Source organism: Siphonobacter aquaeclarae (assembly GCF_900103285.1).
Classification (GTDB): Bacteria; Bacteroidota; Bacteroidia; order Cytophagales; family Spirosomataceae; genus Siphonobacter; species Siphonobacter aquaeclarae.
On sequence record NZ_FNGS01000002.1, the window covers coordinates 883,487 to 896,379 of the forward strand.

Genomic DNA, 12,893 nt, shown 5'->3' on the forward strand with positions numbered 1-12,893 from the left:
TGACAGCCGATAGCCACTACCATTCCCACACCGTCGGGTTCTGGTGCCGGCGGAGGTGTTTGCCGAAGTTCATCCAGAACGCAAGGAAGAGGTATACGACGAGCGGAGAGCCCATCGTCAGGCACGAGGTATAGATGAAATAGAGGCGGATGCTGCTGGCCGAGATACCAAATCGTTCGCCCAGTAACGAGCAAACCCCAAACGCCTGACCTTCAATTAGATATCGAAACCGATTCATTTCTCCTGCTGGATTAGACAAGTCGAAATTAAACAGACTCCCGGACTCCTTAAAAATTTCGTTCCAAAATAATTCTTAAAACTTTTTTTTCGAAAAACTGTATAAACAAAAAAGATTTCTTTTTTATTTCGGGTAAATCATCCGTTTCAATATTTAATTTCGTCATGCAAACAGGTACAGTTAAATTTTACAACGAAAGCAAAGGCTTCGGCTTCATCGTTGACGATGCCACGGGACAGGATATCTTTGTTCACGTCACGGGGCTGAACGGTCTGCAAATCCGGCAGAACGATCGCGTCTCCTACGAGACCATCAGTGGTAAGAAGGGGGTAAATGCCGTGAACGTAAAGAAACTGGCATAAGACATTTCTTGCGAAAAAGATGAGTCCCGGGTTCGGATGGACCCGGGATTTCTATTTTTGTGCCATGACGCAAGCTTCCCTGTTCGCCCCGGAGGCAGAGCTCCTCCCGGCTGCGCTGTCGGATTTTTTCCCGGGCCTTGAGACGGCCGGCTCTCACCATTTCCGGGTGGCCCGGAAAATCGGCTGGTTTCGCAGCACTTCCCTTGATATATACCTCCGCACGCTGACCGACCACGAAGCCGACCTCTCGGCCATGCTGCTGACGATGCGGGGTATCGTCGCCGAACTACCCGCCCAGCAACCGGAGAAACAACAGGCTCTCCTTCAACGGATTGAAACGACGCAGCTCGCGCTCGCCTTTTCCAGTGACTCTCTTTCGGCTTTTGAAGACGACCTGTTCCGCCTGGCTACCCGCCTGAACGGTTTTCTGCTCGTCGACCGCGTCGTCTGGTACGACGGCCACCGAAACCTGCTGATTGATAATATGGGGTATTCGGGAAGGTAGGGGAGTTTTCAGTTTAGGGTTTTCAGTTTTCAGTTTAGGGTTTTCAGTTTAGAGTTTAGAGTTGAGGGTTGAGGACCGGTTCGGGTCCGGCTTTCCGGCAAAAGGCTCTAAAAAAATCAGAGTTTAGAGCGGGGACGTGACGCACATCCCCACCCTAAACTCTAAACTGAAAACTCTAAACTGAAAACTGAAAACCTCCCTACACCCACGCCTTCACCTCATCCAGGCTCGGCATTTTCGCTTCGATTTTCAGTTTCTTGCGCAGGCCGCCGAGGTCGTTGAATACCTTGTTCGCGTTTGCGCCTTTGAGGGCGTCTACCGTCAGGAAGCCCATTTTCTGGATCGCAGGAACCCATTCGGCCGGGATACCCGCTGCCACGTAATCGGCTTCGGTCGATACTTCCACTTTCTTTTCGGGGCGCATCTGCGGGAAGAACAATACTTCCTGGATGCTTGCATTATTGGTCATCAGCATGGTCAACCGGTCGATACCGAAGCCGATACCGGCAGTCGGCGGCATACCGTACTCCAGCGCGCGGATGAAGTCTTCGTCGAGTGCCATCGCTTCTTCGTCGCCACGGGCAGCCAGTTTCAGCTGTTCCTCAAAGCGTTCACGCTGATCGATCGGGTCGTTCAGCTCGGAGTAGGCGTTGGCCACTTCCTTGCCATTGATAAACAGCTCAAAGCGCTCGACCAGACCCGGCTTGCTGCGGTGCTTCTTGGTCAACGGAGACATCTCCAGAGGATAGTCGATGATGAACGTCGGCTGAATGAGGTGGCCTTCCACCGCTTCGCCGAAGAGTTCGTCGATCAGCTTGCCCTTCGCCATGCTGTCATCTACCTCGATACCGCGGTTGCGGGCTGCGGTGCGGAGCTCGGCTTCGGTCGACGCGTCCACGTCAATACCGGTGTACTTCTGAATCGCTTCCGAAATGGTCAGGCGCGTGTACGGGCCCTGGAATTCGATCTCGTTCTCTCCGACGGTCACTTTCGTACCTCCATTGGTAGCCACTGCTACTTTCTCCAGGATTTCTTCGGTAATGGCCATCATCCATTCGTAGTCCTTGTAGGCTACGTAGAATTCGAGGGCGGTGTATTCCGGGTTATGCGTCCGGTCCATGCCTTCGTTCCGGAACATCTTGCCAAACTCGTACACGCCGTCAAACCCGCCGACGATAAGCCGCTTGAGGTACAGCTCATTCGCGATACGCAGGTACAGCGGCATGTCGAGCGTGTTGTGGTGCGTCTTGAACGGGCGCGCCGCCGCTCCGCCGTGGATCGACTGAAGAATGGGTGTTTCCACTTCCAGCCAGCCGCGGTCGTCAAAAATCCGCCGCATGGTCGTGATCATCTTCGCGCGTTTGACGAAGACATCCTTCACTTCGGGGTTCACGATCAGGTCGACGTACCGCTGGCGGTAGCGCAGCTCCGGATCGGTGAAACCGTCGAAAACATTGCCGCTTTCGTCGCGCTTGACGACAGGCAGCGGCCGCAGGGATTTATTGAGGATTTTGAATTCCTGTACGTGAATGGAGATTTCGCCGGTTTCGGTTGTAAACACAAAACCCTTGACGCCGATGATGTCTCCGATGTCCAGCAGTTTCTTGAAAACCGTGTTGTAGAGGGTTTTGTCTTCACCGGGGCACAGATCGTCCCGACGGAAATACAGCTGAATCCGTCCGCTGGAATCCTGAAGCTCGGCAAAGCTGGCCGATCCCATGATCCGGAAGCCCATAAGGCGGCCGGCGATGGAAACGGTTTTGTAATCCGTTTTATTCCGCTCGTAGTTTTTCCGGATGTCGCTGGTGGTGACATTGACTTCAAAGCTCTCGGCGGGATACGGATCGATCCCCAGCTTGTATAATTCTTCCCGCTTCTGTCTGCGGAGTACTTCTTGTTCGGAAAGTTGCATAATTCAAAAAAAGCCCCTGCAAAAGGCCGGGGACGTTGAAACCCATGAGTCACGTCAAAGCGTTACCCGATGCAAAAATAACTATTGACCGTTGGTATGCCATCATAACCTTCGGGCCAATTTTCGGGTTTTATAATGGAGGTACCTGTCGTCTATGCATTAGATTTGTAAAAGCGGCCTTTCCGTTCGATGGATTGGCCCGGGACGCCGGGTATGCTTCAACCGTGCACGCGCTATGCAGAGACTGACCCAGACACAGAAACAGACGCTTAAATTTTCCCCGCTGCAGATTCAGATGCTGAACCTGCTGGGACTGAATACCCTCGAACTCGAACAGAAAATCAAAGACGAGCTCGAGGAAAACCCCGTATTGGAAGAAGGCGAGGAAGCGCCGGAAACCGGTGACGAAACCGATGCCGACGATTTTGCCGGAGAGGGTAACGACCTGCCTACGGACGATTTCCGGGACTGGGACGAGTTTTCGGACGACGATATTCCGGAGTACAAAACGCGGTCGGATAACTTCCCGGCCGACGAAGACTACTATACCTCTCCCGTCGTGCAGGTAACCACCTGGCGGGATGACCTCAAGGAACAGGTTGGTACGCTGGATCTCGATGAGCGCCAACGCATGATTGCCGATTTTATCGTGGATTCACTCGATGACGACGGCTTTCTCAAGTACGACGCCTACAACATCGCCGACGACATCAGCTTTACCAATAATCTCTGGGTAGAAGAGCGGGAAATCGAAGAAATTCTGCCGCTTATCCGCGCCCTTGAACCGCCGGGTATTGCTGCCCGCGATTTGCAGGACTGCCTGTTGCTCCAGCTTGAGCGGAAGCCTCAGTCGCCCGAAATCCGGCTCAGTACCGAAGTGGTTCGCAAACACATGCACGAACTGGCCGGACGGAATTATGAGAAGATTATGCGGGTCATGAACCTCGACAATGAGGAGCTGAAGGAAGTTCTCAGTACCATCGCCCACCTCAATCCCAAGCCGGTAGTCGGCGGGCAAAGCGGCGGGCTGGTGGTCAATGAGAATATTCTGCCGGAATACTTTGTCACGAATGACAACGGGGTATTTGAAGTCAACCTCAACGGTCGCGACCTGCCCAGTATCCGGCTGAATAAGTCGGTACTGGAAATGGCGGAGTCGCGGGATAAGAAAGACCGGGCAACGGCCCAGTTTGTCAAAAGCAAGCTGGCCTCGGCCAAGTGGTTTATCGATGCCCTCCGGCAACGGGAGCAGACCATGCTGAGTACCATGCGGGCCATCATCGAGTTGCAGCGGGAATACTTCCTGACGGGCGATGTCCGGCAGCTCAAGCCGATGATTCTGAAAGATATCGCCGATCGTATCGGCATGGATATTTCAACCATCTCCCGTGTAACGTCCGGAAAGTATGCTCAGACACCGTTCGGGATTATTCACCTGAAAGACCTCTTTACCGAAGGGGTGCGGAACGACGAAGGCGAAGAAGTATCTAACCGCGAAATACAGCAGGCCATTGTCGAGATCATCGATCAGGAAGACAAGAAATCTCCGCTGACCGACCAGCAGATCCAGGAAGCATTGACAGAGCGGGGCTACCCGGTCGCACGCCGGACCGTCGCCAAGTACCGCGAACAGCTTAATATTCCCATCGCGAAGATCCGCAGGGAGCTGTAGCAGAGCTATCGGCTTTCGGTGGTCAGCTATCGGCTTTAAGCTGTAGGCAATAAGCTTTAAGCGGTAAGCAACCGGTCAACCCGGACGGGGGCCGACTGAATATAGCCCGTAAAAGAGAAAGCGCTCTCCGCAAGCGGAGAGCGCTTTCTCTTTTTAAAAATATAGCAGGAAGATTTCCTGATTGCACGAGCCACTGCCAATCGCCTAAAGCCTATGGCTTATCGCTTAAAGCCCATAAAAAAATCCCCGCTGCGAGGCGGGGATTTTTTTATCAGAAGCTTACTTCTTTCTCTTTTTGGGAGCGCCTTTCTTGGCCTTGTTTGCTTCCTGTTCGATGATCCGTTGTTTCTCCTCTTCGGTGATCTGACGGATGCTCGTCTTGGCGATAACGTACTTGCCTTTGACTTTGGTGATGTTCACCTGGTAGTCACCGAGGTGGCGGGTCACTTTGCCGTCGCAGACTTCGTCGATTTCGTAAACAGCCTTGAAGTACTTCGGTTTCTTCATGCTGGACACGAGAGCGTCGAATTGAGCCGGTACAGCGATTTCGATGTCATCCTTCGTTTCTTCGAAGCCGTTCAGCTTAGCACGTTCGAGCTCAACCGTGTAAGTACCGTAGAGGGTACGCTTGCGGTAAGTGCCCATTGACTGACGGGTTCCGTTGCAGTAGCAATAGCACTGTACAGAGTCACGTCCGACGATTGAAGAGTAGTAAGCAGATACTTCGACGAGACGGTGACGGAACTTGCAGGTCGGAGCTACGTAAACCGGAGCTTCTTTTTCGAAACCGAAAGAAGCGGTTGCTACTTCCGAGATGCAGTGTCCGCATTTGTTATCGCGCTCTGCGTGTACCGTTACATAGTACAGCGTGGTTTGCGCGAGGGTGTCACCCGTCCACTTCAGGTCTTGCGGCCATTCGAAGCTTCTGGCAGTCGTGTTCTTCTGAGTGTAAACGATTTCGTCAGCAGTCGGAGACTTCTTGTGAACGTTGACCGTGAAGGTTTCGCCCGGTTGTGAGCTTCCGCTTTCCCAGGAGATCTTCGGGTAAACACCACGGGCCAGGCTGCCGGACTTGACAGTCAGACCGTTGATTTTCTGATCGCCGAGGGTAACCGTCGGAGTCGTCGGAGCAACGCAGGTCGGGCATTCAGCCGGCTTCACCTCTACGAGGGTCGTGCGGTTGAAGGACTTGCGCAGACCCAGCTGGAGGCTCCAGCCGCCGTGCTTCCGTTGGAATTCGTAGATCTTGGCGTCGTAGCCGGTGGTGAAGTAGTTCGTCAGCGTGTAGAAACCTGCGATCTGAGCGCCACCGTACCAGTTGTTACCCAGCGGGAAGAACGCGCCAATGTGACCGCGAACACCCGGGTGGATGAGCTTGTCTGTCGGCATGATCATTTCGATCACGCGGGTCTGGCTCTTCTGAATCGCACCGATCATGGCAGACTGCGAGCGGAAGATCCCGACACGGGCTGCTGCTTCGATGAAGCTGCTCTGCGGCTTCTTGGTCAGGTCATACGAAATAACCGGACCGACTACGAGGTACATGTCTTCGGCCGGGCGCTTACGCAGATCGATGTCGTTCCGGTCGGTGATGCCATAGTACGAAGAAGCAATGTTGTACAGATAATCCTTGTACGTGCTGCGTACAAAGAACGTCTGCCATCCGCCTTCTACGCCGAGACCGAATTTGAAACGGTTCTCAGGCTTGAAGAAATAATCCGCCCCTACAGAAATGTTCAGACCGAAGCCGTTGAACATCGCCTTATCGCGGGGATGATTGAAGGTTCCGTCCCAGGAGCCGCAATACGCGATACCGGGACCGAAGGGAATGGAAAGACGCCAGGGAGATTTCCCCAGAACGGGAATGTAAGTAGCTGTGTCGCAGCTGCTTAAGGTGTCAACGTTGACAGTGGTGAAGGATTGTGCTTTCAAAGCTTGTTTCCGCCACTGTCTCAGAGTCAAACGCTTGTTAGCAGTCGGTTGAGATTGAGCGGACGCTTCGAATTGGGTTGAACAGAACAAAATGGTTAAAATTCCCCACCCCATGCACAACGAGCGGTAGATACTCTTCATAGTTTTGTGTTTTTGTTAAATAAGTCGCTAAACAACAGCAATGAAGTATTCTTTCAAATATACGGAGAAATTCCACTTTCAGACTCGCAAGTATAACTAAGTAAAAGTGACAATGTTTGCCTGCCTGCCTGAAAATTAAAAAATATTTCCGCTGATACTCCGGCTTCCGGTACTCTCGACAGCCCTAAAAGCACTCTTCTACTAAAAATTAATTTATTTAAAACAGGTTAATTCTCTGAAAAACAGAGTCTTAATAAAAAAGACAGCCGCCTCTGTGTACAAATATAGGCGGCTGTCTCAAATATGAAAACAAGATTACTCTTTTGTTGCAAATTCTGCCGAGAAATAATCGCGGTTCATCTGGGCAATGTTCTCAAGGCTGATCTCCTTGGGGCATTCCGCCGCACAGGCTCCGGTATTGGTACAGGCGCCGAATCCTTCCTCGTCCATCTGGGCTACCATTTTCAGCGCGCGCGACTGCCGTTCGGCCTGACCCTGGGGCAACAAGGCGAGCTGCGTAATCTTGGCTGAGGTAAACAGCATCGCCGAAGCATTCTTGCAAGCCGCTACACAGGCGCCGCATCCGATACAGGCCGCCGCAGCAAACGAAGCGTCAGCATCTGTTTTCGGAACAGGAATGGAGTTGGCGTCACGGGCATTACCGGTATTGACGGACACAAAACCACCGGCAGAGATGATCCGGTCGAACGAAGAACGATCCGTTACCAGATCCTTCACCACCGGGAAAGCCTGGGCACGCCACGGCTCCACAACGATGGTATCACCATCCTTAAAGCTCCGCATGTGCAGCTGGCAGGTGGTGACACCCTGAAGCGGACCATGCGGGCGACCGTTGATGTACATCGAGCACATCCCGCAGATGCCTTCGCGGCAGTCGTGATCAAAGGCTACCGGCTCCTGGTTTTCCGTAATCAGCTTTTCATTGAGGACGTCGAACATTTCGAGAAAAGACATATCCTCCGAAATGCCGGAAAGCTGGTAGGTTTCAAGCTTTCCCTGGGACTTGTTATTTTTTTGACGCCAGACTTTCAGCGTCAGATTCATGTTACCTTCCATTGTGTTGTGATCCGGTTTTCGGGGGTCACTGACCACCCAACTTCATCGCCTTCATCAGGCAGGCGATATACCCGAAATTATTTGTAGGAACGCTGGGCAATCTTGATGTTCTCGTACACGAGTTCTTCCTTGTGAAGTTCCCAGTCCGAATCGCCTTTGTACTCCCACGCGGCCACGTACATGTAGTTGTCGTCGTCACGCTTGGCTTCGCCTTCTTCCGTCTGGTACTCCTCGCGGAAGTGACCACCGCAGGATTCGTTCCGGTTGAGGGCGTCAAGGCACATCAGCTCTCCCAGTTCGAGGAAGTCGGCAACCCGGTTGGCTTTGTCGAGCTCGGGGTTGAACTCCTCGATATCTCCCATCACCTTCACATTGGTCCAGAATTCCTTGCGCAGTGCCTGGATTTCCTTGATGGCTTCCTTCAGTCCCTGGTCGTTCCGGGCCATACCGCACTTTTCCCACATGATCTTGCCCAGCTCCTTGTGGAAAGCTTCCGGCGACTTGGTACCGCGGATGCTCACCAGCTTCTGGATGCGATCGGTTACTTCCTTCTCCGCTGCGACAAAAGCCGGGTGATCCGTCGGAATCGCCTTCGTCCGGATTTCAGACGCCAGGTACGCACCGATGGTATAGGGAATAACGAAGTAGCCGTCGGCCAGACCCTGCATCAGTGCAGATGCGCCCAGGCGGTTGGCGCCGTGGTCGGAGAAGTTGGCTTCGCCGAGGGCGTACAGACCGGGTACTGTCGTCATGAGGTTGTAATCGACCCAAAGACCACCCATGGTGTAGTGAACGGCGGGGTAAATCCGCATCGGCACTTCATAGGGATCTTCGCCGGTAATCTGCTTGTACATGTCGAACAGGTTACCGTATTTCTCTTTCACGACTGCCTTGCCCATTTCAATGATCTGGTCGGCAGAAGGATGGTGCATGTTATTCTTGTGCGCTTCCGCCGTTCCGTAGCGGGTGATAGCCGAAGCATAATCCAGGTAAACAGCCATTTTCGAAGAACCTACTCCGAAACCGGCGTCACAACGCTCCTTGGCAGCCCGGCTGGCGATGTCCCGGGGAACGAGGTTACCGAATGCCGGATACCGGCGCTCGAGGTAGTAATCGCGCTCGTCTTCCGGAATCTGGTTGGCCGGGCGGGTATCGTTTTGCTTCTTGGGTACCCAGATCCGTCCGTCGTTCCGGAGGGACTCCGACATAAGGGTCAGCTTCGACTGGTGATCGCCGGAAACCGGGATACAGGTCGGGTGAATCTGCGTATAACAGGGGTTTCCGAAGAAAGCACCCTTGCGGTGTGCCTTCCAGGCAGCGGTTACGTTCGAGCCCATCGCGTTGGTCGACAGGTAGAAAACGTTTCCATAACCGCCGGAGCAAAGAAGAACGGCATGACCGAAGTGGCGCTCTACTTCCCCCGTAATCAGGTTACGGGCGATGATACCGCGGCATTTTCCGTCGATGATCACCACGTCAAGCATTTCGTGACGGGTGTACATATCGACATTACCGGCGCCTACCTGACGCTGCAAACCGGAGTAAGCGCCGAGAAGCAGCTGCTGACCTGTCTGGCCGGCTGCGTAGAATGTCCGTTGTACCTGGGTACCGCCGAACGAGCGGTTGGACAGCAATCCGCCGTATTCGCGGGCAAACGGTACGCCGGCCGCCACGCACTGGTCAATGATGTTACCGGATACTTCGGCGAGACGGTATACGTTCGCTTCACGGGCACGGTAGTCACCGCCTTTGATGGTATCGTAAAAAAGACGGTACACGGAATCACCGTCGTTCTGGTAGTTCTTGGCTGCGTTGATACCACCCTGAGCGGCAATGGAGTGCGCGCGGCGGGCAGAATCCTGAAAACAGAACGCTTTGACTTTGTACCCCATTTCGGCCAGGGTAGAAGCGGCCGAAGCGCCGGCGAGACCGGTTCCTACGACGATGATTTCGAGGTTCCGTTTGTTGGCCGGGTTGACGAGGGGTACGGTAGAACGGTACTTGGTCCATTTGGACTCGAGCGGACCGTCCGGTATTCTGGCATCCAGTTTGGGTGATGTTGCCATTATCTTAATTCGGTTATCAAGTGATCAGTTACCCGGTACTTACCCGGGCGAAAAACGGGAGTCTCAGGCACCCAGGCTCTTGATGTAGAAGAACACCGGCATGGCAGCGAAAGCCAGCGGAATCCCGATCGCGAAAACCCACACGCCGATGAAACGGACCAGCGGGTTATACTTCGGATGATTCCAGCCCAACGTTTGAAACGCGCTCTGGAACCCGTGAACCAGGTGATAAGACAGAGCTACCATTCCGATCACATAAAAAACGACGAGAAGGGGATTTTTGAAAGCCTCCTTCGTTTCAAGGTACAGGTCTTTCACGATGGTTACCCGTACATCACCGCGGACGAACTCTTCCATCTTGTTCTTGATGGGTTCGCCCTGGTACTCGGCAGAATGCACCTCTCCGGTTACCATGCTTTGCTCATACACCCGATAGGGCACATGACCAAACTTGTACTGGAACCAGAAGTTTTGCATGTGTACGACGATGTACACGAGGAGGATCGTTCCGAGGAGCGCCATGTTGCGGCTTGCCCAGGAACTCTGGTTGTTGACCACCACGTACCGCTGAGAACCCCGGGCTTTCCGGTTTTTGGAAGCCAGCATCAACCCGTCGATGGCGTGTACCAGAATCATAGCATACAGGCCGTAGGAGATGACTTTGATCAACGGGAACGTTGTCATGAAGACAGCATACTTGTTGAAAGACAACCCTTCATCGGAATAGAACAGCTGCAGGTTACCGCTCATATGCACAATCAGGAAGCTGCTCAGAAACAACCCCGTCAGGGACATAATGAGTTTGCGGCCCAGCGAACTCGAAAAAGTTTGTGTGACCCAGGACATCGTTTTTTTGACTCGGAAAACTGTGGAAAATACAGGGAAGGCCCCCTTTAATTGGCGCCAAAACTACGGCACAAATGATTGGCTGCCAAAGTCGGTTTCTGATTTTTTGCTAATTAAAAATACCTTTTGTCCCCTCACAGCGTTCCAGAAAAGAAATCGGTTGCCTCCGTGCGGAAGCTTTCCGCCGGCTTCCGGGAAAGCGGTCCTCCCGGCGACCGGGCCGGACGGCAGTCAAGACCCCGTCAGCGGGTGTGCAGGAAGTGTCGCTCGTCTCATTCCGGTAACCCATGCAAAAAATTTACGTCTTCAACGTCGCATTTTCTGCGGAAACGTGTTTGAAACACGGCAACTCGCTTTTTTTTGCAACAGATTCCTGAGAGGCAAAAAGCCTGACGGAAGTTGCCGGCTGTCTGTTATCTTGGCAAAGACGACTGCCGGCCTTCGGCTTTTTCACGGCCTTTTCCGGCGAACCCGACTGTGGTGTGCCTGATTATCTGACTATTACGATCTTTTTCGAATGAGAACTCTTTACCGCCTTTTTGGACTGCTCGCATTTGCCCTGTGCGGGCTTGCTCCATCGGCCTGGGCCACCCACGTACGCGCCGGAGAAATCACGGCCAGACGCGTTTCCGACCAAACCCTGACCTATGAAGTTACCCTGACTATTTACTGCGACTACCAGAACGGGAAAGACGCGACCGACCGGCAGGATTCAGCTACACTTTGTTTCGGGGACGGATCGGCGGTGGAAGTAGTCCCGCGTCAGGGTTTTCCCGGGGGAATCATCGATGTCGGTAATAATACCCGACGGCTGGTCTTTAAAACGACGCATACCTTCAGTGCTCCCGGTACCTATACCATCTCCGTCGGTATTGAAAACCGGAACGCCAATACCATCAATATTACGGACGGCAACTCGGTCAGCAAGCCTTTTTATGTGGAATCGACGCTGCTGATCAATTCGTTTCTCGGGCTCAACAATACCCCGGTGATGAACAACCCGCCGGTTGATTTCGAAGCCTGCACCGGTCAGCGCTACATCCACAACCCCAACGCTTTTGATGCCGACGGCGATAGCCTTGCCTATCACATTACCCAAAGCAAGACGACGCAATTGGGCCAGTCCTGCAACGGATTTGTCATTCCCAGCTTTGTTCAGCCTACCCTGGTGCCCAACTGCGCCGGACAGAACGAAGCCCTCACAGGACCTGCCACCTACTCCATCAATGCCCGCACAGGCGATCTCATCTGGGATGCTCCCAAGTGTGCCGGACAGTACAACGTCGCCTTTGTCATCGAAGAATGGCGCAACGGCATCAAAATAGGCGAGATCACACGCGACATGCAGATCATCGTCCGCGACTGCCAGAACAAGCGGCCCACCATCGAAGTACCCGCCGATATTTGCGTTGAGGCCGGCAAGCCCGTCAACTTCACCGTCCGCGCCACCGATCCCGACGGCAACCGCCTCACCATTTCCTCCACCGGAAGTGTCTACAAGCTCTCGCCCGCAGGCATCGACCTCATCAAAGCGCCCTTTGCCACCTTTACCGTACCCACCCAGCCACAGGCTACACCCGGTACCGGTACCTTCGCCTGGCAGACCTCCTGCGATCACATCCGCGCCCTGCCCTATGAAGTCCTCTTCAAGGTCGGTGACAGTCCCGGTTCGGTACAGCCCTCCCTGGTCGACTCCAAAACCGTCCGCATCCGCGTCGTTGCTCCTGCCCCCACAGGCCTGCGCATCACCAGCGGATCTGCCACCGCAGGATTCACACTGGCCTGGGATGCCTATCCCTGCCAGATTACAGGCGCCCAGATCATCATTTACCGCAAGCAGGGATGTACCAACCTCACCCCCGATGTCTGTAATCCCGGACCCCCGCCAGGCTATGTCGAAGTAGCCCGCGTGCCGGCCACCCAGACCACCTATACCGACAACAACGGCCTCAGACCCAACACCGAGTACAGCTACCGCCTGGTGGCTGTCTTCCCCGGTGCCAATAACCTCACCCAGTTCTACAGCACCTTCTCGGCGCAGGCCTGCCAGCTCAGGCCCAACCAGCTGCTCTACATCACCAACGTCACCGTTGACAACACCGGCACTGCCGACGGGCAGATCACCGTCAAGTGGACACGGCC

The 12,893-nt window shown here is 53.9% G+C and carries 9 protein-coding genes and 1 pseudogene; 4 read left to right on the top strand and 6 right to left on the bottom strand.

Going from position 1 to position 12,893, the window contains the following annotated elements; translation table 11 throughout:
• Window positions 1-16 precede the first annotated feature (16 nt).
• Entirely contained in the window at window positions 17-238 is a 222-nt protein-coding gene (locus tag BLR09_RS07150; protein ID WP_093199592.1) for a PspC domain-containing protein, read from the bottom strand.
• Window positions 239-402: 164 nt separating this feature from the next.
• On the opposite strand from BLR09_RS07150, the gene BLR09_RS07155 reads away from it, so the two are divergent.
• Entirely contained in the window at window positions 403-600 is a 198-nt protein-coding gene (locus BLR09_RS07155) for a cold-shock protein (protein ID WP_093199594.1), read from the top strand.
• 64 nt (window positions 601-664) lie between these two features.
• Window positions 665-1,105: a hypothetical protein gene (locus BLR09_RS07160; protein ID WP_143011047.1), complete on the top strand. Its 441-nt coding sequence runs from the start codon at window positions 665-667 to the stop codon at window positions 1,103-1,105.
• 199 nt (window positions 1,106-1,304) lie between these two features.
• Here the strand turns inward: BLR09_RS07160 and lysS are convergent, their stop codons facing one another.
• Window positions 1,305-3,017: a lysine--tRNA ligase gene (gene lysS, locus BLR09_RS07165; RefSeq protein WP_093199599.1), complete on the bottom strand. Its 1,713-nt coding sequence runs from the start codon at window positions 3,015-3,017 to the stop codon at window positions 1,305-1,307.
• 235 nt (window positions 3,018-3,252) lie between these two features.
• On the opposite strand from lysS, the gene rpoN reads away from it, so the two are divergent.
• Window positions 3,253-4,689: an RNA polymerase factor sigma-54 gene (rpoN, locus tag BLR09_RS07170; RefSeq protein WP_093199600.1), complete on the top strand. Its 1,437-nt coding sequence runs from the start codon at window positions 3,253-3,255 to the stop codon at window positions 4,687-4,689.
• A gap of 279 nt (window positions 4,690-4,968) precedes the next feature.
• On the opposite strand, the gene BLR09_RS07175 is transcribed toward rpoN, so the two are convergent.
• The 4 genes from BLR09_RS07175 to BLR09_RS07190 form a co-directional block, all read right to left on the bottom strand.
• Window positions 4,969-6,621 carry a hypothetical protein gene (locus tag BLR09_RS07175; RefSeq protein ID WP_093199603.1) on the bottom strand — a complete coding sequence of 551 codons (1,653 nt, stop codon included), beginning with the start codon at window positions 6,619-6,621 and terminating at the stop codon, window positions 4,969-4,971.
• Between the two features lie 456 nt (window positions 6,622-7,077).
• Entirely contained in the window at window positions 7,078-7,827 is a 750-nt protein-coding gene (locus tag BLR09_RS07180; protein ID WP_218126622.1) for a succinate dehydrogenase/fumarate reductase iron-sulfur subunit, read from the bottom strand.
• An 89-nt stretch (window positions 7,828-7,916) separates the two neighbouring features.
• Window positions 7,917-9,905 (bottom strand): fumarate reductase/succinate dehydrogenase flavoprotein subunit, encoded by a 1,989-nt coding sequence (locus BLR09_RS07185; RefSeq protein WP_093199607.1) that lies wholly within the window; start codon window positions 9,903-9,905, stop codon window positions 7,917-7,919.
• Between the two features lie 63 nt (window positions 9,906-9,968).
• Window positions 9,969-10,751 (bottom strand): succinate dehydrogenase cytochrome b subunit, encoded by a 783-nt coding sequence (locus BLR09_RS07190; RefSeq protein ID WP_093199609.1) that lies wholly within the window; start codon window positions 10,749-10,751, stop codon window positions 9,969-9,971.
• 517 nt (window positions 10,752-11,268) lie between these two features.
• On the opposite strand from BLR09_RS07190, the pseudogene BLR09_RS07200 reads away from it, so the two are divergent.
• A pseudogene (locus tag BLR09_RS07200) lies at window positions 11,269-12,893 on the top strand (gliding motility-associated C-terminal domain-containing protein); the annotation flags it as partial.

Coding starts and splice junctions, on each gene's coding strand:
- BLR09_RS07190 (WP_093199609.1), bottom strand. CDS start 10,751: ATGTCCTGGGTCACACAAACTTTTTCGAGTTCGCTGGGCCGCAAACTC.
- BLR09_RS07185 (WP_093199607.1), bottom strand. CDS start 9,905: ATGGCAACATCACCCAAACTGGATGCCAGAATACCGGACGGTCCGCTC.
- BLR09_RS07180 (WP_218126622.1), bottom strand. CDS start 7,827: ATGAATCTGACGCTGAAAGTCTGGCGTCAAAAAAATAACAAGTCCCAG.
- BLR09_RS07155 (WP_093199594.1), top strand. CDS start 403: ATGCAAACAGGTACAGTTAAATTTTACAACGAAAGCAAAGGCTTCGGC.
- BLR09_RS07160 (WP_143011047.1), top strand. CDS start 665: ATGACGCAAGCTTCCCTGTTCGCCCCGGAGGCAGAGCTCCTCCCGGCT.
- lysS (WP_093199599.1), bottom strand. CDS start 3,017: ATGCAACTTTCCGAACAAGAAGTACTCCGCAGACAGAAGCGGGAAGAA.
- BLR09_RS07150 (WP_093199592.1), bottom strand. CDS start 238: ATGAATCGGTTTCGATATCTAATTGAAGGTCAGGCGTTTGGGGTTTGC.
- rpoN (WP_093199600.1), top strand. CDS start 3,253: ATGCAGAGACTGACCCAGACACAGAAACAGACGCTTAAATTTTCCCCG.